Origin of the sequence: Thiocapsa rosea (assembly GCF_003634315.1) — a bacterium.
GTDB lineage: Bacteria > Pseudomonadota > Gammaproteobacteria > Chromatiales > Chromatiaceae > Thiocapsa > Thiocapsa rosea.
In genome coordinates this window covers 728,370-750,999 of sequence record NZ_RBXL01000001.1, presented here as the reverse complement: position 1 = coordinate 750,999, position 22,630 = coordinate 728,370, and the positions used below count along the sequence as shown (strand labels likewise).

At 64.1% G+C, this 22,630-nt stretch carries 20 protein-coding genes, 1 tRNA gene and 1 pseudogene; 10 read left to right on the top strand and 12 right to left on the bottom strand.

The genetic code is table 11. The features are described 5' to 3' along the window. Window positions 1-881 precede the first annotated feature (881 nt). Window positions 882-1,055, top strand: coding sequence for a BrnT family toxin (locus BDD21_RS29110; protein ID WP_342769588.1), 174 nt, complete (start codon window positions 882-884; stop codon window positions 1,053-1,055). Next, window positions 1,030-1,152: a BrnT family toxin gene (locus BDD21_RS29105; RefSeq protein ID WP_342769587.1), complete on the top strand. Its 123-nt coding sequence runs from the start codon at window positions 1,030-1,032 to the stop codon at window positions 1,150-1,152. Before BDD21_RS29110 ends, BDD21_RS29105 begins: the two co-directional genes overlap by 26 nt. Window positions 1,153-1,928: 776 nt before the next feature. Here the strand turns inward: BDD21_RS29105 and BDD21_RS03285 are convergent. The 8 genes from BDD21_RS03285 to guaB form a co-directional block, all read right to left on the bottom strand. Further along, window positions 1,929-2,303, bottom strand: a complete 375-nt coding sequence (locus tag BDD21_RS03285) for a DUF5615 family PIN-like protein (protein WP_120795933.1) — start codon at window positions 2,301-2,303, stop codon at window positions 1,929-1,931. Next, window positions 2,300-2,536: a DUF433 domain-containing protein gene (locus BDD21_RS03280; protein WP_120795932.1), complete on the bottom strand. Its 237-nt coding sequence runs from the start codon at window positions 2,534-2,536 to the stop codon at window positions 2,300-2,302. The genes BDD21_RS03285 and BDD21_RS03280 overlap by 4 nt, the downstream gene beginning before the upstream one ends. 270 nt (window positions 2,537-2,806) lie before the next feature. Next, window positions 2,807-2,896: transfer RNA gene (locus tag BDD21_RS03275), tRNA-Ser, on the bottom strand. 62 nt (window positions 2,897-2,958) lie between these two features. Further along, on the bottom strand, window positions 2,959-3,453 hold the full coding sequence (tadA, locus tag BDD21_RS03270; RefSeq protein ID WP_120795931.1) for a tRNA adenosine(34) deaminase TadA: 495 nt from the start codon (window positions 3,451-3,453) through the stop codon (window positions 2,959-2,961). A 7-nt stretch (window positions 3,454-3,460) separates the two neighbouring features. Then, window positions 3,461-3,919, bottom strand: a complete 459-nt coding sequence (locus tag BDD21_RS03265; protein ID WP_170164676.1) for a hypothetical protein — start codon at window positions 3,917-3,919, stop codon at window positions 3,461-3,463. Window positions 3,920-4,020: 101 nt separating this feature from the next. Then, complete coding sequence (locus tag BDD21_RS03260) at window positions 4,021-5,310, bottom strand: AAA family ATPase (protein WP_120795929.1); 1,290 nt, start codon at window positions 5,308-5,310, stop codon at window positions 4,021-4,023. 220 nt (window positions 5,311-5,530) lie between these two features. Beyond that, a complete protein-coding gene (gene guaA, locus BDD21_RS03255) occupies window positions 5,531-7,105 on the bottom strand; it encodes a glutamine-hydrolyzing GMP synthase (protein ID WP_120795928.1) in 1,575 nt (524 codons plus the stop codon). A gap of 262 nt (window positions 7,106-7,367) precedes the next feature. Further along, a complete protein-coding gene (gene guaB / locus BDD21_RS03250; protein ID WP_120795927.1) occupies window positions 7,368-8,834 on the bottom strand; it encodes an IMP dehydrogenase in 1,467 nt (488 codons plus the stop codon). A gap of 151 nt (window positions 8,835-8,985) precedes the next feature. Between guaB and xseA the strand changes: the two genes are divergently transcribed. Next, a complete protein-coding gene (gene xseA / locus BDD21_RS03245; protein ID WP_120795926.1) occupies window positions 8,986-10,365 on the top strand; it encodes an exodeoxyribonuclease VII large subunit in 1,380 nt (459 codons plus the stop codon). Window positions 10,366-10,513: 148 nt separating this feature from the next. Here the strand turns inward: xseA and BDD21_RS03240 are convergent, their stop codons facing one another. The 3 genes from BDD21_RS03240 to BDD21_RS03230 are packed head-to-tail and all read right to left on the bottom strand — an operon-like array spanning window position 10,514 to window position 14,842. Further along, window positions 10,514-11,596 (bottom strand): lipocalin-like domain-containing protein, encoded by a 1,083-nt coding sequence (locus BDD21_RS03240; RefSeq protein ID WP_120795925.1) that lies wholly within the window; start codon window positions 11,594-11,596, stop codon window positions 10,514-10,516. Beyond that, window positions 11,596-14,166 (bottom strand): FtsX-like permease family protein, encoded by a 2,571-nt coding sequence (locus BDD21_RS03235; RefSeq protein WP_120799716.1) that lies wholly within the window; start codon window positions 14,164-14,166, stop codon window positions 11,596-11,598. The genes BDD21_RS03240 and BDD21_RS03235 overlap by 1 nt, the downstream gene beginning before the upstream one ends. Window positions 14,167-14,170: 4 nt before the next feature. Next, on the bottom strand, window positions 14,171-14,842 hold the full coding sequence (locus BDD21_RS03230) for an ABC transporter ATP-binding protein (protein WP_120795924.1): 672 nt from the start codon (window positions 14,840-14,842) through the stop codon (window positions 14,171-14,173). Window positions 14,843-15,290: 448 nt separating this feature from the next. Between BDD21_RS03230 and BDD21_RS03225 the strand changes: the two genes are divergently transcribed. The 5 genes and pseudogenes from BDD21_RS03225 (at window position 15,291) to tilS (ending at window position 19,141) form a co-directional block, all read left to right on the top strand. Beyond that, on the top strand, window positions 15,291-15,998 hold the full coding sequence (locus BDD21_RS03225; RefSeq protein WP_120795923.1) for a type 1 glutamine amidotransferase: 708 nt from the start codon (window positions 15,291-15,293) through the stop codon (window positions 15,996-15,998). A gap of 137 nt (window positions 15,999-16,135) precedes the next feature. After that, window positions 16,136-16,267: pseudogene (locus BDD21_RS28495) on the top strand (DUF3096 domain-containing protein); the annotation flags it as partial. Window positions 16,268-16,300: 33 nt separating this feature from the next. Then, complete coding sequence (locus BDD21_RS28490) at window positions 16,301-16,432, top strand: DUF3096 domain-containing protein (protein WP_245969879.1); 132 nt, start codon at window positions 16,301-16,303, stop codon at window positions 16,430-16,432. A 350-nt stretch (window positions 16,433-16,782) separates the two neighbouring features. After that, window positions 16,783-17,757: an acetyl-CoA carboxylase carboxyl transferase subunit alpha gene (gene accA / locus BDD21_RS03215; RefSeq protein WP_120795921.1), complete on the top strand. Its 975-nt coding sequence runs from the start codon at window positions 16,783-16,785 to the stop codon at window positions 17,755-17,757. Between the two features lie 4 nt (window positions 17,758-17,761). Beyond that, the gene (gene tilS / locus BDD21_RS03210) at window positions 17,762-19,141 is read left to right on the top strand and encodes a tRNA lysidine(34) synthetase TilS (RefSeq protein WP_120795920.1); all 1,380 of its coding nucleotides are present in this window, start codon (window positions 17,762-17,764) and stop codon (window positions 19,139-19,141) included. 105 nt (window positions 19,142-19,246) lie between these two features. Here the strand turns inward: tilS and trxA are convergent, their stop codons facing one another. Then, window positions 19,247-20,107, bottom strand: coding sequence for a thioredoxin (gene trxA, locus BDD21_RS03205; protein ID WP_120795919.1), 861 nt, complete (start codon window positions 20,105-20,107; stop codon window positions 19,247-19,249). A gap of 315 nt (window positions 20,108-20,422) precedes the next feature. Between trxA and trxC the strand changes: the two genes are divergently transcribed. After that, on the top strand, window positions 20,423-20,857 hold the full coding sequence (trxC, locus tag BDD21_RS03200; protein WP_120795918.1) for a thioredoxin TrxC: 435 nt from the start codon (window positions 20,423-20,425) through the stop codon (window positions 20,855-20,857). A 444-nt stretch (window positions 20,858-21,301) separates the two neighbouring features. Beyond that, window positions 21,302-22,447: a glutamine-hydrolyzing carbamoyl-phosphate synthase small subunit gene (gene carA, locus BDD21_RS03195; RefSeq protein WP_120795917.1), complete on the top strand. Its 1,146-nt coding sequence runs from the start codon at window positions 21,302-21,304 to the stop codon at window positions 22,445-22,447. The last annotated feature ends 183 nt before the right edge of the window (window positions 22,448-22,630 follow it).

The window sequence follows — 22,630 nt, the reverse complement described above, 5'->3', positions numbered from 1 at the left end:
TCGACCGCTCGGTCCGGATTCCTTTGTCGAAACTCTGGAGCAACGCCTCGGTCGCACTCTCAAGCCAAAAAAGCCGGGGCCTAAACCATCGCGACGAGACTCTAACACCCGGGACCTCTTTGAGCTGCTGGAACGGGATTAGGTAAACTGTCCCCGGAATTCCACCGTATCCGAAGCACACTGTCACCGCAATGCGTGTGTCGGCAGGGGGCGCCAGCGCCATCACCGCCTATAATGACACCGTCGATTCTCCATGTCGGACGCGCATCCTGTTCAAGGCTCGGACATGCATACGATCGTTGCTATCAAGCAGGAAGCCGACATAGCCAATGTCCGGATATCGGAACGCGCAGAGTGCGGGGCAGGGCGACCGGGAGGGCTCCGGATCAGAGGGCGATCGCCGGGCGATTTGCAGGGTTCGAAGGATGGCGGATCCTGGCGCTAACGGGGAAGCCCTGATGTCGGGTGACAGTTTGCTCAATTGCGGCTAGTGCTGTGGTGAGCTAAATCCTGTCGCCGGGATCGAGTGGCTGGAATGCGTCTGTTGGAGCATCGAACCGGAATTGAGTAAACTGCCCGTGGAATTGTCTACTCCGCAGCGGTCGAGGCGAAGGTTGCCAAGGCGACGAGGAGCACGAGGAAGCAGGGTGAGACTGAGGAAGGTCGCAGCTCGATTGATCTCCGCCGGATAAGGTGCGTTGCGTCGCCTGCGGCGACGTTTCGTGGGTGTCGAGGCACGAATCGCGAGAGTTTGCGTGGACTGAAAAGAGTATTCTGTGTGGCGAGAAACCGTGGTCCGTCCCTGGATTCCCCTCCAGCCTGCGCTCGCTCTGCTCACGACGGCTGAGCGGCAACGTTAGGTCAGCAGGCAACACGTGATCATGGATTTTGAATGGGATGAATCAAAAGCTGACGCTAACATCAGAAAGCATGGTGTCACATTTTGGGAGGCAACGGAGGTTTTCGGTGACGAACTGTCCTCTTTCGTATCCGATCCAGATCATTCGCAAGGAGAAGACCGTTTCCTCATTGTTTGGGAGATCACAAGGAGGTAGATATTTGGTAGTCTCCTTCACCGAACGCGCTGAGATTATACGAATCATCTCTGCGCGGCGCATGACGCCTACAGAGCGTAAAGCCTATGAGGAATGACCAAGAGATACGACCGGAATATCCTGCCGAACTGATTAAGTCCGGCACTCGTGGAAAATATGCTAGGCGATATCGTGAAGGCACCAATATCGTACTCATCGATCCAGAACTCAACAAGCTTTTCCCAAACGCTGAGGCCGTAAACCGTGCATTACGGGAATATGCTAAAGAACGCAAAATGCTGACCTAACAAGTTGCTCCACCGTGCGACCGGCGCCTTGATATCAGAACTGGGGTCAATACTTGACCCCATTCTCCGGTGCCCCCATTTTGCCCACTTGTGTGGCCCAACTGGCGAGCTTGACGCTAAGGACATCGCCCACCTTCTGCACGCGCATGCCGGCACCGGTCGACCGCTCGGTCCGGATTCCTTTGTCGAAACTCTGGAGCAACGCCTCGGTCGCACTCTCAAGCCAAAAAAGCCGGGGCCGAAACCATCGCGACGAGACTCTAACACCCGGGACCTCTTTGAGCTGCTGGAACGGAACTAGGTAAACTGTCCCCGGAATTACAATTACCGGAATTACCGGAATTACCGGAATTACCGGAATTACCGGAATTACCGGAATTACCGGAATTACCGGAATTACCGGGACAGTTTGCTTAATTCCCTAGACGAGATGCTTCGGATCGATTAGAACACGAAGTGATGTTTCTGTGACTAAGCGATGGCGAAATTTCCAAGAGTGCGTTGTCCCGGTCGAGATGCTGATTGTCGAGAGAGTTCTATGTTTTGTGCTTCCACAGCCCTCAGCGAGGACTCGGTTTAAAATGCACTAATCGACATGTCTTAGCGGAAGCAGTCGGATTCTGTGGCGCCTTGGATCGATCGTAACCAATGCCCCGGAGTTGAGAGAATCCGCTGCTGTGATCAGGGTTTCCAAGACAGCATCTCCAACTGCATCGGGGACGATGTGCTGAACCCGAAGCTGTAGGACACTTGGAGCTGCCGCATTCGTTGTGAACAGCAGGGAGCCGAAATCCAAATCGTGTGTGAAGACGACATGGTCGTTCTCGCGGGCCCACGCCATGATGGCATCGTCGTCGGCCCGGATGTCTCCGATCCTGCTCCAATGGATTGCCTCGTGTCCGGCACCGCGGAGGAAGTCTTCCCAGACCTCCGGGATATTCATGTCCAGAACGATCTTCATGATGCCTTGAGCGGCACGTCATACTCTTCGGCCCGCCATGATGCATAGGCAAGGGCGGCATAGATGTCTTCCCTGTCCAGGCTGGGGTAGAGTTCCAGTACCCTTTCCATCGTTTCGCCCGATGCGAGCAAGCCGGTGATCGTACCGACCGTTATCCGAATCCCTCGAATACAAGGCTTGCCTCCCATGACCTTGGGGTCAATGGTGATGCGCTCTAGATCCGGAAAATTCATGTGGTGATCCTCTCGTTAACGCCAGCCTAGGAAGCTCGGCTTCCCGAGACCGGGAAGAAATAGGGGACGACGAGAAGTAGGTAACGTACCCAGATTCTTTGCCACACTTGCTATCTGTTCAAACGTTGATCCGATATCGTTCGTCGGGTCAAGCGAGGGTCGAGAAGGGGCGAAAACGGATCTGCCCATGTCGCAATGTGGGGCGAAGCGTGGGCGACAGGCGAAGATTCAGAAAAAAGACGAATCGGAATAGCGGGTTACAAAAACGATTGGCGGAGAGGGTGGGATTCGAACCCACGGAAGGCTTGCGCCTTCTCTTGATTTCGAGTCAAGCCCGTTCGGCCACTCCGGCACCTCTCCGAGATTGTCGGTCGTGCGAGTTGCTCGCTTTCGACAAGCTGACAAGTGTAAGTCGAGGAACCTTACTTGTCTATCGTCGGGAGCGTCTGTCGTCGGCGCCTGGCTTGGAAGAAGCCGCGCAGCGTCTCGCCGCAGGCATCGGCGAGGATGCCTCCGCGGCATCCGGTGCGGTGATTGAATCGCCCGTCCGACGGCAGGATGTCGAAGAGGCTCCCGCAGGCCCCCGCCTTTGGGTCCGATGCGCCGAAGACCACCTCGCCGACACGCGCATGGATGATGGCGCCGGCGCACATGACGCAGGGCTCCAGGGTGACGTAGAGGGTCGTGCCGGGAAGGCGATAGTTGCCGAGGCGTTGCCCGGCATCGCGCAGGGCCTGAATCTCGGCATGGGCGGTCGCATCATGTGCCCCGATCGGGCGGTTCCAGCCCTCGCCGATGAGCTCGTTGTTCAGGACCAGGACCGCGCCGACCGGAACTTCACCCTCGGCGGCCGCTCGGTGGGCCAGGGTCAGGGCCAAATGCATCCAGTGGTCGTCGGTCTCTTTCGAAGGATTCATCGATGGGTCAAACTATGCAGTTTCTTGACCATTCGGCAAGTTGTTCTTGCAGATCCTTGATCTCGGGGCAAAGACGAACCAATCGCGACCAGTTTCCAGGCAGAGCCCGCATCGCCTTTTTGCGGCCCTTTCCCGGGCAGTCGCTGCCGAGCGCATCGAGAAAAGGATCGCTGTACCGCTCTTTCGGATCGCAGTCCGCGCGCACCTCCGCCCAAGCTCCACCGATTTGCCCCGAGTGCAGTGCAAGCATCCAGACTTCGACTTCCTGCACGGCGAGACAAGTCAGGATTCGGTCGCGGTGCTCTTGTTCGCGATCATCGGCGCGCTCCTTGTTGTGATGGCGATTGCAGTCGAGATCCACGATCAACAGGAAGACGTCGATCATCGGGTTGTCGTCGATGATTTCCGCGATCGTCTTGGGATCCAACGCCTGGTCGACGCCCCGAAGGTGCGGGTCGCGCAACACATCGACACGCACCTTGCGCCCGATCTCTTGGGAGATCCGCTCCACGACGGGTTTGATGATGTACTGATCGTGGGTTGGGTCTTCGCGGATGATCAAGACCTTCACAAGGCTCGCTCTAGCCAGCCGGTCGAGAAAAGGCGATCGACAGCGGCTCGGTCGGCAACCGCTTCGAAATCCTTCAGATCTCTGAGGCGACGGGCGATTGTGCCTTCCTCTTCGGGAACGCGGCCGAAAACAACCGCATTGCCGAGGCTCTCGTCGCAGAGGTGTTGGAGCAGCCACGGGGAGTGGGTTGTGGCCAGCACCTGGATACCGCGATCTCTCGTGACATGCTCCAAGAGCTCGACCAGAAGATGAATGCGCGTCGGGTGAAGGCCATTTTCGATCTCCTCGATCAGGACCATCGAGCCCTCGGGAGCCGTGATCAGGGCGGCCAGAATGCCGAGGAAGCGGAGTGTCCCGTCGGATAGGCTGCGAGCACTGATCGGCATTCCGTTCGTCTCGATGACCTGGAGCAAGACCTCCTGCTGCGCGTTTTCGTCGAAACGGATATCGGTGATCGCCGGTCCGCAAAGCTCGGAGAGCCAATCGATGAGGTCGGCTTTTTTGTCGCTGTCTTGGCAGTATCTGCGAAGTACCGGGGAGATATTCTCTCCTTGTTCGCCCAAGTCCCGGGTCTGGATGGCTTGATAAGCGCGCATGCGCGCAGGACTGATATCGAGGAAGAGGGAACTCCTCATGGCCACAGCCAATCGGATGCTGTCCATGGCAACGCGTTCGTGTGCGCCGTCCACTCTCAGCGTGTGAATCTGACCGAGGACACTGCGTGCAGCATCACAAACCGACGTAGTGCGTCTTCCGGGGTTCTCCGGCAAGAGGTCGGTCAAGATCGGGACGAAGTCTGTGCTGCGGGGCTGCGGCGATGGACTGGACCCGCCGGTTGCAAAGAGCTGATTACCTTCGTCGGTATCCGTCAGGCGTTCGTCGATCAGAAGGACCTGGTCCTCGGTTCGGCACTTGATTCGATGGGCGAGCCGCACCTCGGGATAGTCGAAGACCCCTACAAGTCTCTGGGCCTCTGCCTCCCGCATGAGAGGGTCACGACGGCAAAGGCTCCAAACCGTCGAAAGTCCAAAGCTGTTGCCGTGACAGAATGCGACCTCGTGAATCCCGCCCCGTATCCCCGGCCAGGCTTCCCGTCCGGCCTCCCAACGAGGAAGGAGTATTTCGGTGAAGGGGTGACCGAGTCCGACGCCCTGAAGAAATCGAATCGCATCGAAGAGATTGCTCTTACCCGAGGCGTTTGCGCCAACCAACAGGGTCAGCGGCGCAAGCGGGATCGTCTGATCTCGGAAGCTTTTGAAATCGTTCAGCTGGATGGATGTCAGCATGGTGCTCTGCGGGATCGCGTCGACTGTTTGGTCGGATGATCGTTCGTTTTTGTCGAGGGCTAAGCAGAACTCGAATCACGATCCCTTGCCGACGGCCGGGCACGATGCGGAATGCTTGACGCATCTCTTGGGGGTCGGAGCAGGGATGATGGGTTTCGCCGCGCTCTACCCATCCTACGCCGGCGGGTCTTGTTTGATTAGATCCTTCTATGCCGCGCGCTCACTCCCACTCGATCGTCCCCGGCGGTTTGCCGGTGATGTCGTAGACGACGCGGGAGACGCCGGGGACCTCGTTGACGATCCGCCGGCACACCAGGTCCAGGAAGTCGTAGGGGAGGTGCGCCCAGCGCGCCGTCATGAAGTCGAGTGTTTCGACCGCACGCAACGCGATCACGTGGGCATATTGGCGCTTGTCGCCGACGACGCCGACGGAGCGCACCGGCAGGAAGACGGCGAAGGCTTGGGAGACCTGATCGTAGAGGTCGGCGCGGCGCAGCTCTTCGATGAAGATGTGGTCGGCCTTGCGCAGGGTGACGGCGTCGTCCTTTTGGACTTCGCCCAGGATGCGCACGGCGAGGCCGGGACCCGGGAAGGGGTGACGATAGACCATCTCGGAGGGCAGGCCGAGCTCGATGCCGATCTTGCGAACTTCGTCTTTGAAGAGCTCGCGCAGGGGCTCGACGAGCTTGAGGTTCATCTCCTCCGGCAGCCCGCCTACGTTGTGGTGGGATTTGATGACCGTGGCCTTGCCGGATTTGGCGCCGGCGGATTCGATCACGTCCGGGTAGATGGTGCCTTGGGCGAGCCATTGCACATTGGCGAGCTTGCTCGCCTCGTCGTCGAAGACCTCGATAAAGGTGTTGCCGATGATCTTGCGCTTCTGCTCCGGGTCGGTCACGCCCTTGAGCCGGCCGAGGAAGCGGTCTTCGGCATCGACCCGGACCACCCGCACGCCCATGTGGCGCGCGAAGGTGCTCATGACCTGATCGCCCTCGCCGAGCCGCAGCAGTCCGTTGTCGACGAAGACGCAGGTCAGCTGGCTGCCGATGGCGCGGTGCAGCAGGGCGGCGACGACGCTGGAGTCCACGCCGCCCGAGAGTCCGAGCAGGACGGCGTCGCTGCCGACCTGAGCGCGCACCTTGGCGATGCTGTCTTCGATGATGTTGCCGGGGGTCCAGAGACGGCCGCAGCCGCAGATCGCGTGAATGAAGCGTTCGATGACCCGCTGGCCCTGGCGGGTGTGGGTCACCTCCGGGTGGAACTGCACGCCGTAGAAGCGGCGCTCCTCGTCGGCGATGCCGGCCAAGGGCGCGTTGGCGGTCTCTGCGATGACCTGAAAGCCCGCGGGGAGGGTCTCGACCCGGTCGCCGTGGCTCATCCAGACGTCCAACAGTCCGTAGCCCTCGGGGCTGGTGTGGTCCTCGATATCGCGCAGCAGGCGCGAGTGGCCGCGTGCACGGACCTGCGCATAGCCGTACTCGCGATGGGTCGAAGGCGCGACGCTGCCGCCGAGCTGCGCGGCCATGGTCTGCATGCCGTAACAGATGCCCAGCACGGGCACGCCCAAATCGAACACCAGAGGATCCGCGCGGGGCGTCTCGTCCTCATGAACGGACTGGTGACCACCGGATAGAATAACGCCGCTCGGTGCAAACTCCCGGATCGCCGACGCCCCCATGTCATGCGGATGCAACTCGCAATAGACCCCCGCCTCGCGCACGCGCCGCGCGATCAGTTGCGTGTACTGCGACCCGAAGTCGAGAATCAGAATGCGGTCGGCGTGAATATTGGTCATGATTGGGTGACGGTTCCGAAAGGGGGGGCGGGGGTAGAGAGAGGAAATCGGTGATCGGTCGCAACGGCATCTTTAAGGTGATTTCCGGGAATCGATATCCCGCTTGGTATGTTTGGAAGACCGGTAGGGGCGAATAAATTCGCCCCTACATGCAGGTCGTTCCATTCCCGAAAATCACCTCACAGTACGCCGGGAAAACCCTCAGAAAGCATCTTGATGTCATGCGCCGGATTGCGCCCCAAGCGCAATCCGGTGCATGACATCAATTGTCGATGCGATAATTCGGCGCTTCTTTCGTAATCTGCACGTCGTGGACATGCGACTCGCGCATCCCCGCTGCGCTCACCCGCACGAACTGCGGTTTGGTGCGCATCTCCTCGATCGTCGCGCAGCCGGTGTAGCCCATACTCGAGCCCAGACCGCCGACCAATTGATGGATGACGTTCAGCACGCTGCCCTTGTAGGGCACACGCCCTTCGATGCCCTCCGGGACCAGCTTTTCCTTTTCGGTATCTTCCTGGAAGTAGCGATCGCTCGACCCCTCGTTCGAGCCCATGGCGCCGAGCGAGCCCATCCCGCGATAGGACTTGTAGGAGCGTCCCTGATAGATTTCGACCTCGCCCGGAGCCTCGTCCGTGCCGGCAAAAAGCCCGCCGATCATGACGCTGTGGGCCCCCGCGGCGATGACCTTGGCGACGTCTCCGGAGAAACGCAGACCGCCGTCGGCGATCAGCGGCACACCCGTGCCCTCCAGCGCCTCGTTGACGTTGGAGACCGCCGTGATCTGCGGGACGCCGACACCGGCGACAATGCGCGTGGTGCAGATGGACCCCGGGCCGATCCCGACCTTCACCGCATCGGCCCCTGCGTCGACCAGTGCTCGGGCCGCATCCGCCGTCGCGATGTTTCCGCCGATGACCTGAACCTCGGGGTAGCGGACCTTCACCCACTCGACGCGATCCAGCACACCCTGGGAATGCCCGTGGGCCGTATCGACCACGATCACGTCCACCCCGGCCTCGACCAGGGCGGCGACGCGCTCGTCAGTTCCCTTGCCGACGCTCACGGCCGCACCGCAGCGCAACCGCTCTTGGGCGTCGCGCGAGGCCTTCGGGAAGTCCTTCGCCTTCTGGATGTCCTTGACCGTGATCAGGCCGCGCAGCTCGAAGCGGTCGTTGATCACCAGGACCTTCTCGATGCGGTGCTCGTGCAGAAGCCGCTGGACGTCCTCGCGACTTGCGCCTTCGCGTACCGTGACCAAACGTTCGTGCGGGGTCATGATGGTCGAGACCGGCTCGAACATGCGGGTCTCGAAGCGCAGATCGCGCCCCGTGACGATCCCGACCAGCAGGCCGTTTTCCGTGACCGGCACGCCCGAGATGTTGTGCGCGTGGGTCAGCTTCATCACCTCGCCGATGCTGGTTCCGGGACCGACCGTGATGGGGTTGCGGATGATCCCGCTCTCGTAACGTTTGACCGCCATGACCTCGCGGGCCTGGCGCTCGGCGTTCATGTTTTTGTGGATGATCCCGATGCCGCCTTCCAGCGCCATTGCGATCGCCAGGCGTGCCTCGGTGACCGTATCCATCGCGGCCGACACAAGGGGAATCTTCAGCGAGATTTCGCGGGTCAGCTTGGTCTGAAAATCGACCTCGTTCGGGAGCACCCGCGAGTGCGCCGGAACAAGGAGGACGTCGTCGAAGGTGAGTGCTTCCTGGATCAGGCGCATGTGGAGGCTCCGCAATCAGTGACCAGAACAGGAAAGTAACCCGAAAGTATAGAATTTCAACGGGCGGAGGTAAACTCCATAGGACGTCAAGTCAACGACGACGATGGAAACGACGTCGACGTTACGAAGCTTTTGATTGCGAATCCTGCCTATGCCGCTCGAACGACCTGTCCGCGCCCTCGACGATTACCGCGATATCTACAGCGTCGCCCGCTTGGCGAGCGAGGTGCGTGCGGTGCTCGACGGGAGCTTTCCCGTGCTTTGGGTCCAAGGCGAGCTGTCGAATCTGGCGCAGCCGGCCTCCGGTCACATCTATTTCACGCTCAAAGATGCGGCGGCGCAGGTCCGGTGTGCGATGTTTCGCCCTAAGCGGATGCTCCTGAATTTCCGTCCGACGAACGGTCAAGAGGTGTTGGTTCGCGGCCGGGCGACGCTCTTCGAGCCGCGCGGCGATTTTCAGTTGGTCATCGATCACATGGAGCCGGGCGGCGAGGGTGCGCTCCGGCTCGAATTCGAGCGGCTGAAGCGCACGTTGGCCGCGGAGGGTTTATTCGACGAGGCCGCCAAGCGGCCGATTCCGGCCTTTCCAAAACGGGTCGGTCTAATCACCTCGCCCACCGGGGCGGCGGTGCGCGACCTGCTCGCCGTCTTGAAGCGCCGGTTCGCGGCCTTGCCCGTGGTCATCTATCCGGCTCAGGTGCAGGGCGAGGCCGCTCCGGCGTCCCTGCTCGCCGCGTTGGCGGCGGCGAATGCCCGCGCCGAGTGCGACGTGCTCATCCTGGCCCGCGGCGGCGGCTCGCTCGAAGACCTCAACGCCTTCAACGACGAGGCCCTGGCGCGCGCGATCCGCGCCTCCGCCATCCCGGTCGTCACCGGGGTCGGCCACGAGAGCGACATCAGCATCGCCGATCTGGTCGCGGACCGACGCGCGGCGACCCCTTCGGCCGCAGCCGAGCTGGTGGCGCCCTCGGGCGATCATCTGCGCCATCGTCTGGTCGCCTTGACCCGGCGTCTGGACGCGGCCCATGCGCGTCACCGGGTGGCCGCGCGCCAACGGTTGAGCGCCGTCGCGCGTCATTTGGCCTTGCTCCACCCGGCCGCGCGACTGCAGCAGCGCGCGCAGCGTCTGGATCAGCTCGAGCAGCGCCTGGTCTCGCTCCTGTCGAATCGGCTGGCGCGGGCGCAGGCTCGATTGCGCCCGGCGACTGCGCGCCTGGTGTTCGCGTCGCCCGGGCGACGTCTGGAGGGGCTCGGCATCGCCGTCGCTGCGCTCGCCGAGCGTCTTGCCCGCGCAAGGACACGGCTCGCCGAGACCCGGCGCGAGCGGTTGATGCGCGCCGTCGCCGGCTTGGAGGCCCGCAGCCCCCTGGCGACACTCGCCCGCGGCTACGCCATCGTCACCCGCCTGCCGGACGGCGAGATCGTGCGAGCACCCGAGGAAGCTCCCCCCGGCACACGCATCGAGGCACGCCTCGCGATGGGCCGTCTCAGGGCAATCGTTGAACCCGAAAACGACAATTGGCATGCGTGACACCGCAGAGCGGGTGTCACGAGATCCTTGGGGTTCGGGTGGCTGGTCTCATGAAAAATCATAAACCGCGTCACCGCAGACCTCGCCCGTCCCCGGGACCCCGAGCGCCCGCTCGATCCTCGCAAGTCACGCAGGACGCGGTTTATTTTCAGAGGTTGTCGGGGCGATCCGCATACCCTGTCATCTCCAAGTAGCCGCGTCCGATCTCCCGCTCCCGCTCCCGCTCATACACCTTGACCGCACCTTCCCAATAGACGATGCCGGTCGAGCGTCGGCCGTCGAGTTCCTGGTCGTCCATCAGGGGTTCCAGGCGGAGTGTTCGGCCATCGAGCTCCAGGGTCCATTTGACCGGGTACTCGGCACCCGTGCGGGGGGATTGCCAGCGGCGCCGAGGGAGAAAACGCACCTGTTCCGGCGTGAGGATCCGCGCAGGCTCGGTACCCTCCTGCAGCGTCGCGGCCGCCCAGAGCGGCGAGTCGTCGTCCCGACGCATCCGAAACGCCATCAGCGAGCCGCCGTCGTGCAGGTTGATGCCGATCCAGTCCCAGCCTCGCGCCTGCGCGGGCATGATCTCACTCGACCACTCATGATCGAGCCAGGCGTGTCCGCTGACCTTCATGTCAGCCCCCTCGATGCGGATACGTCCGTCGACGGCGAGCTGCGGGCGGCTGTAGTAGTAGCTCGCGTTGTTCGGGTCCGGCGTCTTCTGGCTGAAGCCGTCGCGGCCGTTGAGGACGGGCGGGCCGGGCGGCACCAGCGCGAGGTCCAGGTCGAAGGCGTCGGACGTGATGCGGGTCCGATACTGCGTGCCCTCCTCATCCAGCACCAACTCCCAATCGCCGATCCAGGCGCGGGTCCGCCCGACAGCGGCACCGGCCAGTGGGTCGAGCGCGCGTTCGACGCGCTCGGCATGGATCAGGGCTCCGCTGGCCGGATCGGCGATCGCCGCATGGGCCAGGATGAGCTGGCGCGGTGCGAAGCGGCTCGGATTGTCCGCGCCGATGCCGGTCCCGACCCGAAAGAAGGTGACCTGGAAGCCGCGATCGGTGCCGGCCTCGTCGGTCAGCCAGCCGGTGATGTACCACCATTCGGTGCGGAAATCCGGATGCGCGCCCGTGTCCGCGGGAAAGGCCAAGGGGCGCCCCTCGACCACCGGGGCAAAGTCGCTCGCCGAGACGCCCGAGATCGGCCAGCAGAGCATCAGGACCAGCGCAAGCTGCCACGCGCGCATCACCAATCCTCCCGCACCGCGAGTACCGCGTCCTGCCGCATCGCCTGTTGACCCGCGAGTCGGGCGGCGAGCGCGGCGAGCAGGATCATCGCCAGGCCGAAGATCAGCAGCAGGCCGAACGGAAGCTGCATGTCCATGCTCCAATGAAAACTCTGCGGATTGATGACCTGGATCAGTACCAGCGCGATCGCCCCGCCGGCGATCAGTCCGACGCCGACGCCGACCGCGGCGGTCAGTGCCGCCTCCAAGGCCAACAGCGTCCCGATCCTGCGCCGCGGCAGACCCAGGTGACGCAGGATCCCGAACTCCTTGCGACGACTTGTCGCAAGCGCGGCGAAGGTGGTGCCGATGCCGAAGAGACCGATCGTCACCGCGACCGCCAGCATCAGATAGGTCGCCAGGAAGGTGCGATCGAAGACCTGGAGGATCATGCTGCGCAGCTCGTCGGGCAGGATCATCTCGCTGACCCGGTCGCCGAGGGTTGCGCGGATAGCGGTCATGACACCGACGGGATCCGTCCCGCGCGTCAGGGTCAGGCCCAGATCGTTGGTGCGCCGATCGCCGGTCAAGGCGCGGAAGGTCGCAAGCTCGATCACCGCCGCCCCCTGTTGGCGTGCGTAGTCCCGCCAGATGCCCACGATGCGAAAGCCCTGCAGCTGCTCGCCGATGGGCAGGGCGAGCGGATCCCCGACCCCGAGGCCCAGCCGATCGGCCAGGGCCTCCGAGATCCAGGTCGGCGGATCCGTGCCCGGCCCGGCGGGCGGATCCAGCGTGCCGGCGACGAGCGGAAGGCCGGAGGTGTCCTGCACCGGGCGAGCGATCAGCGCGATCGCCTCGCGCACCTCGGCGAGGCGCAGGCTCTCGAAGCGCACCGGGCGCACCGCCTCGACGCCCGGCAGCGCGGCAACGCGGGCCACGGCGTCCGGGTCCAAATAGCCGCTTGCGCCCGAGTCGGATGCGCGCAGATAGAGATCGGCGGGGAGCATCCGGGTCAGCCAGTCGTCGAGCGAGTCGCGGAACGAGTCGACCATGATGGCCATCGAAACCGCCAGGGCGACGCTGGCGACAACCCCCACACCGGCCACGACCGCCTGCCCCGGGGCAGCGGCGAGTCGCGCCCGCGCCAACCGGATCACGAGCGAGCCCCGCACGGGCAAGAGACGCATCGCACCGACCGTGGCGCCGGGGATCGCGAGAACGGCAGCGACCAAGATGAGTGCGACGGCGAGATAGCCGAACACAGGAACACCGCCGACCGGCGGCAGCAGACACAGCAGAGCGGTCAGGATCAGGACGATCAGGGTCGCACCCCAGCGCGGACGCGCCCGATAGACCTCGGCCTCGTCGCCCGCCCGCAGCCCGCGGGCGGGCACCATCCGGGCGGCCTCGCGTGCCGGCAGCCAGGCGCCGGCCACGCCCGCGAGCACGCCGAGCCCGAGATAGGCCAGGGTCAGCACCGGCTCGACGCGCAGCTGCGGGGCGACGCCTCGAAAGAACCCTGCGCCCAGATCGCCGCCGATCAGACTGAAGGCCAGCGCGGTCAGCAGATAGGCCAGGATCACGCCGATCACGCCGCCGACCAGCCCGAGCAGTGCGCCCTCCGCCAGCAACCCGCGCCTCAGGCTGCCGCGGTCGAGCCCGAGCGCGCGCAGGAAGGCGAATTCGCGGCGCCGTCGCACGACCGCGAGCCACTGGGTCGAGAAGACCAGGAAGCCGCCGGTCAAAAGTGCGATGGCCGCCAGCATGGTGAGATTGACCCGATAGGCGCGCGACACGCCCGTGACCTCGGAGGCGGTCTCCTCCGGGGTCAGCAGGGTGACGCCCGGCGGCAGCAGGGAGCGCAGCTGCTCCTGCGCCGGCCCGCGTTCGATCCCCGGGGCGAGACGCAGGTCGATCCGGGTCAGGAGACCGATCCGATCGAAGGTCTGCTGCGCGCCGGCGATGTCCATCACGGCCAGCACCTGCCCGACGCCGGCCCCGGGCACGGCGCCTGCGACCCGCAGACGCGCCTCGCCGAGTCCGACCTGGACCGCAACCGCATCCCCGGCATCGAGCCCGAGACGCGTGCCCGCGGCAGGGCTCAAAAAGACGGCATCGGGTTGGAGTGCAGCCAGTCGATCCGGCCGATCCGCGTCGGACCCTTCGGCATCGTTGCTATCCGCTGCTGCCGTCACGCCGACGGGCAGCAACGAGGGCGTGACCTGCGCGACGCGAAACAGATCGATCCCGAACACCCGCAGCGTCTCGTCGCGACCCGGCAGCCGGGCTTGAATCTCGAGGAGCGGACTCGCCGCGGCCACCGTCGGATGCAGGGCGATCCGTGCATAGACCGCATCGTCGAAGCCGCTGCGCGGTCCGACCACCTGAAGATCCGCCTCGCCGCTCAGCAAGCGCATCCCGCGGCCGAGCTCGTCGAGCGCGGCGGCATGGATGAGCTGCACCGCCAGCCCGAGCGCCACGCCGAGCGCGATTGCGAGCAGCGACAACGCGGTCGCGAGGCGTCGGCGCCGAAGACTGGCGAGAAAGACATGCCGCACTGCAGCGCCGGTACCGGATCCGAGGAGGCCCATCGTCTTATCCCGCATCCTCGACCAGGCCGCTCGCGGTCAGCCGCAGGATCCGGTCGGCATGGGCGGCCGCCGCGCGCGAGTGGGTGACCAGGATCCCGATCGCTCCGGCGTTGTGGATGCCCTCGAACAGCAGCTTGAGCACGCCCTGTGCGCGTTCGGGGTCGAGGTTTCCGGTCGGCTCGTCGCAGAGTACGACCGCCGGCGCGTGCACCAATGCGCGTGCGATGGCGACACGCTGCAGCTCGCCGCCGGAGAGATGACGCGGCCAGTCGTCGCCGCGCCGACCCAATCCGACCCGCTCGAGCATGGCGCGGGCGCGCCGGTCGGCGACGGCCTCCTTCTCGTCGAGCAGCCATAGCGGCAGGGCGACGTTCTGGGCCAAGGTCAGATGCGGCAGGACATGGAACGCTTGGAACACGAACCCCAGCTCGCGCCGACGCAGCCGCGAGCAGGCGTCCTCGTCGAGCGCGGTCACCTCCGTGTTCCGCAGTCGGATGCGACCGCCGTCGACCGGCTCGAGACCCGCGATGCAGTTGAGCAGGGTCGACTTGCCCACGCCGGACTCGCCCATCACGGCGACCGACTCGCCCGGCGAGAGGGCCAAGGAGACCTGCTCGAAGAGTGGGTGATCCAGGGAGGTGTCGAAACGCTTCGAGAGGTTTTCGATGGACAGCATCGGTGATCGATCGTGGTGAGTGGTGAGTGAATAAAAACGAGATCTTGAACAGTGATTTAAACCGCGCCCAACGCGGTATGCGATGTTTTTGGATGGGGTCGGCCCCGGCAGACTTGATGACCGCTGGAGCTGGCGCGGTTTAAAGTATTAAAAAATATATAAATTTTAAACCGCGTCTCTGCTAAGGACTGTGGATGCAAGAAACCTTGAACTCACTCGAAAATCAGCATCTCGCTCTGGATGCGGTTTAGATGCCGGGACGCCGAAAAGCCGGCGCGTACTGAGTACACATCAGGGCATGGGCGGGCGCCATTCTATCCGGTATCGGGTCGAGGCGGCCCGCGAAAACCCTTTGCGTCCTTCGCGCCTTTGCGTTTCAAATTGACCCGCTTCCGCCGGCTGCCGACAGCGATCCGAGCCGCAGCCGATGCGACTAAGGAGATGATCCATGAGGGTTCAGGTCCTGCAACACGTCCCGTTCGAGGACATCGGCGCGATGGCGCCTTGGTTGGCGTCGCGTGGCGTGACCCCGGCCTACACGCGCTTCTATGGCGACGGCCTGCTCCCGCCGGTCGCCGGCCTCGACCTGGTCATCGTGATGGGCGGTCCGATGAGCGTCAACGACAAGGCGCAGTTGCCTTGGCTGCGCGCCGAGAAGCAGTTTTTACGCGAGGCGATCGCCCACGGGGTTCGCGTGCTGGGGGTCTGCCTTGGTGCGCAACTGATCGCCGACGCACTCGGTGCCCGCGTCTATCCCAACGTCGAGAAGGAGATCGGCTGGTTCCCGATTTTTGGGGGTTCCGAGGACGCCGCCCCGGGTGAAGCTTGCTGCCGCTTTCCGGCCGAAAGCCGGGTCTTCCACTGGCACGGCGAGACCTTCGATCTACCGCCCGGCGCAGTGCGACTGGCGCGCAGCGCGGCGTGCGAGAATCAGGCGTTCCGCATCGGCCGACAGGTGGTCGGGCTCCAGTTCCACCTGGAAACCACGCCGGAGAGCGCCGCGGCGATCCTCGATCACTGCAGGGACGAGTTGGTTCCCGCACCTTGGATCCAGTCCGAGGCGGCCATTCGCGGGGTCGATGCGGCCGTTTATGCCGAGGCCAATCGTCTGATGGGCACAATCCTGGATGATCTCGTCGGATCGGCGAGCCCCTGATTCGGCCAAGTGACGGATCAAAATGAAGTGTTTCATGTTGATTCCGGATCGCTGCCGAGTGTCCCCGAGTCCCCGTGATTCCCACGTATCGATGCCGCACCACGAGCTTCAACCATACCGGAAGAGGTGACACACCGATGGAGATCCCGAGCTTCCTCGTGCAGTGGCCGTTGCAGGCCGTGCTCGCGATCGTTGCGGGCCTCATCATCCTGATCGCTCCGCGTGTTCTCAACTACGCCGTGGCGACCTATCTGCTCGCAATCGGGGCCCTCGGGCTCCTGCTGGTCTACCAGGGGCAGGCCATGAAGGCGCAGACCATCATCGCGCTGGTCGCCGGTGTGCTCATCTTGGTTAAGCCCAACATCCTCAACTATGTCATCGGGATCTATCTGATCCTCGTCGGATTACTCGAGGCCGGTGTCATTCGCGTCTAAACCGCGTCCGGAGCGGTATGCGTCGTTTTTGGATCGAAGATGCCTCGGCGAGATCTTTCAACGTCCGAGCTGACGCGGTTTAGGATTTTAAAAAACCAAGAACTTTAAGCCGGACCCCGCTGAGGTTCGGGGAGTGCGCTCACCATTGGACTCGCCCGGGACTCAGCATCTCGCTCCGGACGCGGTTTGATCGTTCATGCGGTGCGGGTCGATCGCCCGGCAGGGCGCTTCGCTGCAGCCTTGCGCGTCGTTACGCTGCGTGCCGGCAACCCGAGGATCGTCGATGACGGCTTGAACTCGCGGGACGGCAATGCCAGACTCCCGCAGCTTCCAACGACGATCCTGTGGTTATGGACCTGAACTTTCTCGACTTCGAACAGCCCATCGCCGAGCTCGAGGCCAAGATCGAAGAGCTGCGGCTCGTCGGCTTCGACAACGAGCTGAATATCCAAGAAGAGATCGAGCGGCTTCATACCAAGTGTGTCGCGCTGACCGATTCCATCTTCTCCGCGCTCAGCCCTTGGCAGATCTCGCAGCTCTCGCGGCATCCGCAGCGGCCCTATCTTCTCGACTATGTGCGGCGGATCTTCGACGAGTTCCATGAGCTGCACGGCGATCGGGCCTTCGCGGACGATCCCGCCATCATCGGCGGGTTGGCCCGGATCGGGGGTCGGCCGGTCATGGTCATCGGCCATCAGAAGGGCCGCGACACCAAGGAGAAGATCCTGCGCAACTTCGGGATGCCGCGTCCCGAGGGCTATCGCAAGGCGCTGCGTCTGATGGAGATGGCCGAGCGCTTCGACCTGCCGATTCTCACCTTCATCGACACGCCCGGTGCCTATCCGGGTGTCGGTGCCGAGGAGCGCGGCCAGAGCGAGGCGATCGCACGCAACCTTCGCGAGATGTCCAGGCTGCGCACCCCCATCCTCTGCACGGTCGTCGGCGAGGGCGGCTCGGGAGGCGCCTTGGCCATCGGTGTCGGCGACTGGTTGGGCATGCTGCAGTTCAGTACCTACTCGGTCATCTCGCCCGAGGGCTGCGCATCGATCCTCTGGAAGAGCGCCGACAAGGCCCAGCTTGCCGCCGAGGCGATGGCCATCACCTCGGACAAGCTGCTCGAGCAGGGTCTGATCGATCAGATCATCAAGGAGCCGCTCGGCGGCGCCCACCGCAACCCGGAGGCGACCGCGGCCTCGATCAAGGCCGCCTTGGTGGCGCGTCTCGACGAGCTGTGCGGGACCGACCCGGATGTCCTGATCGCCGGGCGTTACAAGCGCTTGATGGGCTACGGCAAGTTCAAGGACGAACGCCCGGCGCCGCGGTGAGGCCATGACCGGGCGTGTCCCGGAGCGCTTGGCCGAGGCGCTGTGCCGACTCGGCCCGTTCGGAGACTGCTGGGTCGCCTTCAGCGGCGGAACGGATTCGACGGCGTTGCTTCACGCCGCTGCCGCCCGAGCCGATGACGTGCCCGGCACACTGCGGGCGATTCACATCGACCACGGTCTCCAACCCGACTCGCCCCTGTGGGCCGATCACTGTCGCCGCATCTGCGACGTACTCGGGGTGCCTCTCGTGGTGCGCTGTCTGCATCTCAAACCCATCCCCGGAGAGAGCCTCGAGGCGACGGCGCGCGAGGCACGCTATCGCGCGCTCGCCGCGGTGCTGCGGCCGGGCGATCTCATGCTGACGGCCCACAATCAAGACGATCAGGCCGAGACGCTGCTGCTCGCACTCTTGCGCGGGAGCGGGGTGCACGGGTTGGCGGCGATGCCGCGCGAGTCCGAGCTTGGCCAGGGCCGTCTGGTGCGGCCACTGCTGGATGTCCCGAGGGCGACGCTGGCGCAATATGTCCGCTTCTTCGGGCTGTCGTGGATCGAGGATCCGAGCAACGCATCGCTCCGGATGGACCGCAATTATCTGCGCAACAGGGTTGTCCCCGTGCTGAGGGCGCGCTGGCCGGGACTCTCCGCGACCCTCTCCCGCAGTGCGGGTCATTGTGCCGAGGCGGCTCACCTGGTTGATGGTCTGGCGTCGGAGCTGATGGACAGGTGCGCCGGCGCGCATCCGGGCACACTCGGGATTCGGGCGCTCGGCGGGTTGGGGGGCTCGCGACGCAAGGCCGTATTACGCCTGTGGCTGCGTCGCCGCGGCTTCGCGCTGCCCGACGCGCGCCATCTCGAACGCATCCTCGACGAGGTCCTTCCGGCTTGTGCGGATGCCGATCCGCTGGTCGCCTGGTTCGGTTGCGAGGTACGTCGCTATCGAGACGACCTCTTCGCCCTCGCGCCCTTGCCGCCGCCTCCCGGCGCATTGATGATCCGTCGAGCGCCGAGCGGGGTACCGCCCGTGCTCGCGCTTCCGAAGGGGCTCGGGTGGCTGCAATGGGCGGACGCGAGCGGCGGCTCGGAGCAGGCGAGACGGGCGGAGATGGCCACAACCACAAGGGTGTGCTTCGGCTCGATCGGGCAGACCTGCCGGCCGCGGCCGACATCCCGCCGCCGTACCCTCAAGAACCTCTTTCAGGAAACCGGGATCCCGCGCTGGTTGCGCCCCTACGTCCCCTTGGTGTTCTCGGGCGAGACCCTGATCGCCGTGGCCGGTGTGTGCGGATGCTGCGACGAGTCACGGGACCAGGCTGCACATGAGATACCGCAATGGCTCGGCCATCCTTGGGAAGACCTCGGTCTCTTTCGACATCGGGCCGAGTGACCGCTGCGCCAGGCACCACAACGGCAATTTCCGGTCGCACAAAGGGCGTTGTCACGCACGAGGCCGAAAACACATCCGACCCGAGAGGATCGCTCGGCACGCGACTCAGTAGAGTGCATTCATCATCTTGGCGCGATACCCGGCGACCAGGTCGCCGCCGCCGAGCAGATCGAAGACTGCAAGCATCCCTTTGCGTCCGGCGTCGTCCTGAAACGCGCGATCGCGTTTCATGAGGGTCAGTAGATTTTCGAGCGCGGACGCGTAATCACCGCGCAAGACCTGGTGCGCGGCGAGCTGGTAGCGGGCCAGGCTGTCCTTGGGGTCCTCGGAGAGTCGCGCGATCAGCTCCGCTTCCGGCGGTGCATCCTCGAGCGCCGTCGCGAACCGCAGCTGTCCTCGCAGCGCCAAGACCTCGGGCTCGCCTGCAAGCTCGATCGGGAGCTTGTCGATCGCCGCCTGCGCCTCGGCGATCTCGCCCTGTGCCGCCAAGAGTTGAAGCTCGGCGAGCGCCAGGCGTACATTCTCCGGATCCGCCTCGCGTGCCCGATCGATCAGGGCTCGGGCACCGGCGAGATCGCCCGCCACCAGCAGACCCTGCGCCTGAGCCAAGAGCCCGTCGGAGGCGCGCGGGATGTGCCGGTCGAGAAATTCGCGGATCTGACCCTCGGGAAGGGCGCCCATGAATTGATCTACGGGGCGCCCGGACTTGAACAACTGCACCGTCGGAAGGCTGCGGATACCGAACTCGGCGGCCAGTGCCTGTTGCTCTTCGGTGTTGACCTTGGCCAGAATGAACCGCCCGCGGTACTCGGCGGCCAGATTGGCGAGGATGGGCATCAGCATGCGGCAGGGCGCACACCAGTCGGCCCAGAAGTCGACGAGAACAGGGCGGTCGAACGAGCCATCCAGGACAACCGCCTGAAAATTCTCCGCCGTAACGGTCACAATATTCGGTGAATCGGCCATGATCGGGACACTCCTGAAGACGGATCGGATGGCGTGGATCTAAACCGCGCCCAGAGCGACATGCGTCTTTGTCATGTTGTGTCGGGCTCACGGATGTTTCCGACCTTTATGGAGACGCGGTTTAAAATTGAATATCTTTGAATATCTTAAACCGCGCCAGCTCCGACAGTCATCGGAGCTGGCGCGGCCGAGACCTTCCAACAAACGACGCATACCGCATCGGGCGCGGTTTAACAGTCGAACATAACTGTCGGATCAGGCCGATTCAAGCCGATCGAGCCGGGTATCCGGATCCAACCGCAAGGAGTTATCGCCATGTCCGAATCGCTTCACGTTGTTTGCCCCGCCTGCGACGCGGTCAACCGGGTTCCTCGGGAGCGTCTCGGTGCCGCCGCGAAATGCGGCAAGTGTCACGGTCAGCTGTTTCTCGGCCAGCCGCTGGCGCTGGACGAGCCCCGATTTGCGCGCCATCTCTCGCGCAGCGATCTGCCGCTTCTGGTGGATTTCTGGGCGCCCTGGTGCGGACCCTGCCGGATGATGGCCCCGGCCTTCGAGGCCGCCGCCGCTCGGCTCGAGCCGAACATGCGTCTGGTCAAGATCAACACCGAGGAGGCTCAAGCCCTGGGTGCGCGTTTCGGCATCCGCAGCATCCCGACACTGGCGCTGTTTCGCGGGGGTGCGGAGGTCGCGCGCACGGCTGGGGCGATGGATACGAACGGGATCATCGCCTGGGCGCGGCAGGCGCTCTAAACCGCGTCCGGGGCGAAATGCTGATTTTCGAGTGTGCTCGAGGTTTGGTGCATCTACAGCCCTTAGCGGGGACGCGGTTTAGAATGATAAATTTTCGAGTACATTAAAGCGCGTCGGCTCCAACGGCCGCCATGCCTGCCTTGGCCGATCCCATCCGAAACATCGCATACCGCGCCGGGCGCGGTTTAATACTGATTCTTGCACTGCGTCCGAGACGCAGGTCTCGTTGCGGACCCCTCTGCCGGCAGCGCGAGCACTTTTCGGCCCTGCCGTTCTGCGGCTTGTCGTCGTTCGTCATCACGGTGCGCATGGACACTCGAGCGCGGCTTCTTTAGAATTCCGACGGGTCAGGTCGGTGCCTGTGTGCCCGCCCAGGCGACATTGTGCCGTCACCCACGTTCGCGTCGCGGCCCTTGTACGCCCCCGCCCGGATCGGAGAAACCCTTGAGCAAACCCGCGGTACTCGTGCTGGAGGACGGCTCCGTCTTCCGGGGAACGTCGATCGGCGCCGATGGATCGAGCGTCGGCGAGGTGGTGTTCAACACCGCTATGTCCGGATATCAGGAGATCCTCACCGATCCCTCCTATCTGCGACAGCTCGTCACCCTGACCTACCCGCATATCGGCAATGTCGGGACGAACCCGGAGGACGAGGAGTCCGACCGCGTTCAGGCCGCCGGTCTTATCATCCGCGACCTGCCGATCCTGCCCAGCAACTTTCGCATGACCGAGCGTCTCGACGCCTATCTGCGGCGCCAAGGCATCGTCGGCATCGCCGATATCGACACCCGACGGTTGACCCGACTGCTGCGCGAGAAGGGCGCCCAAAACGGCTGCCTTCAGGCCGGCGACGGGATCGACGAGGCGGCGGCGCTGCGCGAGGCGCAGGGCTTTCCGGGCCTCAAGGGGATGGATCTGGCGCAGCATGCCTCGACCTCCGAGACCTATGCCTGGACCCAAGGCGTCTGGGTGCTGGGCGAGGGCCATCCCGAGTCCATTCATCCGGTCGGCGATCGTCTGCCCTTCCATGTCGTCGCCTACGACTACGGCATCAAGCGCAACATCCTGCGGATGCTCGCCTCGCGCGGCTGCCACGTCACGGTCGTCCCCGCGCACATGCCGGCGACGACGGTGCTGGGTCTGAAGCCTGACGGGGTCTTTCTGTCCAACGGTCCGGGCGATCCGGAGCCCTGCGATTATGCGATCGAGGCGATCCGCGAGCTGCTGGATGCCGACATGCCGCTCTTCGGCATCTGTCTCGGCCACCAGCTGCTGGGCCTCGCCAGCGGCGCGCGCACGCTGAAGATGAAGTTCGGCCATCACGGTGCGAATCACCCGGTGCAGGACCTCGCCACCGGCGAGGTCATGATCAGCAGCCAGAACCACGGCTTCGCGGTCGACGAGGAGAGTCTGCCCCCGACGGTCGAGGCCACCCATCGCTCCTTGTTCGACGGCAGTCTGCAGGGCATCCGGCATCGTGATCGCCCCGCATTCGGATTCCAGGGTCACCCCGAGGCCAGTCCGGGTCCCCATGATCTCGCACCGCTCTTCGATCGTTTCATCGAGCTCATGCGCGCCCGCAAGGCATAAACCGCGCCCGGAGCGAGATGCTGATGTTCGAGTGTGTTCGACGTTTGGTGCATCCACGGCCGTTACCGGGGGCGCGGTTTAAAAGGATATCGCTTTTGATCTCTTAAACCGCGCCGACTCCAGCGCTCGTCAAGTCTGCCGGAGCCGATCCCATCCAAAAACATCGCATGCCGCGCTGGGCGC

What these genes read in the sequence shown, in the direction of transcription:
- BDD21_RS29110 (WP_342769588.1), top strand. Translation starts at nt 882, where the DNA reads ATGGATTTTGAATGGGATGAATCAAAAGCTGACGCTAACATCAGAAAG.
- BDD21_RS03285 (WP_120795933.1), bottom strand. Translation starts at nt 2,303, where the DNA reads ATGAAGATCGTTCTGGACATGAATATCCCGGAGGTCTGGGAAGACTTC.
- BDD21_RS03280 (WP_120795932.1), bottom strand. Translation starts at nt 2,536, where the DNA reads ATGAATTTTCCGGATCTAGAGCGCATCACCATTGACCCCAAGGTCATG.
- tadA (WP_120795931.1), bottom strand. Translation starts at nt 3,453, where the DNA reads ATGAATCCTTCGAAAGAGACCGACGACCACTGGATGCATTTGGCCCTG.
- BDD21_RS03260 (WP_120795929.1), bottom strand. Translation starts at nt 5,310, where the DNA reads ATGCTGACATCCATCCAGCTGAACGATTTCAAAAGCTTCCGAGATCAG.
- guaA (WP_120795928.1), bottom strand. Translation starts at nt 7,105, where the DNA reads ATGACCAATATTCACGCCGACCGCATTCTGATTCTCGACTTCGGGTCG.
- guaB (WP_120795927.1), bottom strand. Translation starts at nt 8,834, where the DNA reads ATGCGCCTGATCCAGGAAGCACTCACCTTCGACGACGTCCTCCTTGTT.
- xseA (WP_120795926.1), top strand. Translation starts at nt 8,986, where the DNA reads ATGCCGCTCGAACGACCTGTCCGCGCCCTCGACGATTACCGCGATATC.
- BDD21_RS03240 (WP_120795925.1), bottom strand. Translation starts at nt 11,596, where the DNA reads ATGCGCGCGTGGCAGCTTGCGCTGGTCCTGATGCTCTGCTGGCCGATC.
- BDD21_RS03235 (WP_120799716.1), bottom strand. Translation starts at nt 14,166, where the DNA reads ATGGGCCTCCTCGGATCCGGTACCGGCGCTGCAGTGCGGCATGTCTTT.
- BDD21_RS03230 (WP_120795924.1), bottom strand. Translation starts at nt 14,842, where the DNA reads ATGCTGTCCATCGAAAACCTCTCGAAGCGTTTCGACACCTCCCTGGAT.
- BDD21_RS03225 (WP_120795923.1), top strand. Translation starts at nt 15,291, where the DNA reads ATGAGGGTTCAGGTCCTGCAACACGTCCCGTTCGAGGACATCGGCGCG.
- BDD21_RS28490 (WP_245969879.1), top strand. Translation starts at nt 16,301, where the DNA reads ATGAAGGCGCAGACCATCATCGCGCTGGTCGCCGGTGTGCTCATCTTG.
- accA (WP_120795921.1), top strand. Translation starts at nt 16,783, where the DNA reads ATGGACCTGAACTTTCTCGACTTCGAACAGCCCATCGCCGAGCTCGAG.
- tilS (WP_120795920.1), top strand. Translation starts at nt 17,762, where the DNA reads ATGACCGGGCGTGTCCCGGAGCGCTTGGCCGAGGCGCTGTGCCGACTC.
- trxA (WP_120795919.1), bottom strand. Translation starts at nt 20,107, where the DNA reads ATGGCCGATTCACCGAATATTGTGACCGTTACGGCGGAGAATTTTCAG.
- trxC (WP_120795918.1), top strand. Translation starts at nt 20,423, where the DNA reads ATGTCCGAATCGCTTCACGTTGTTTGCCCCGCCTGCGACGCGGTCAAC.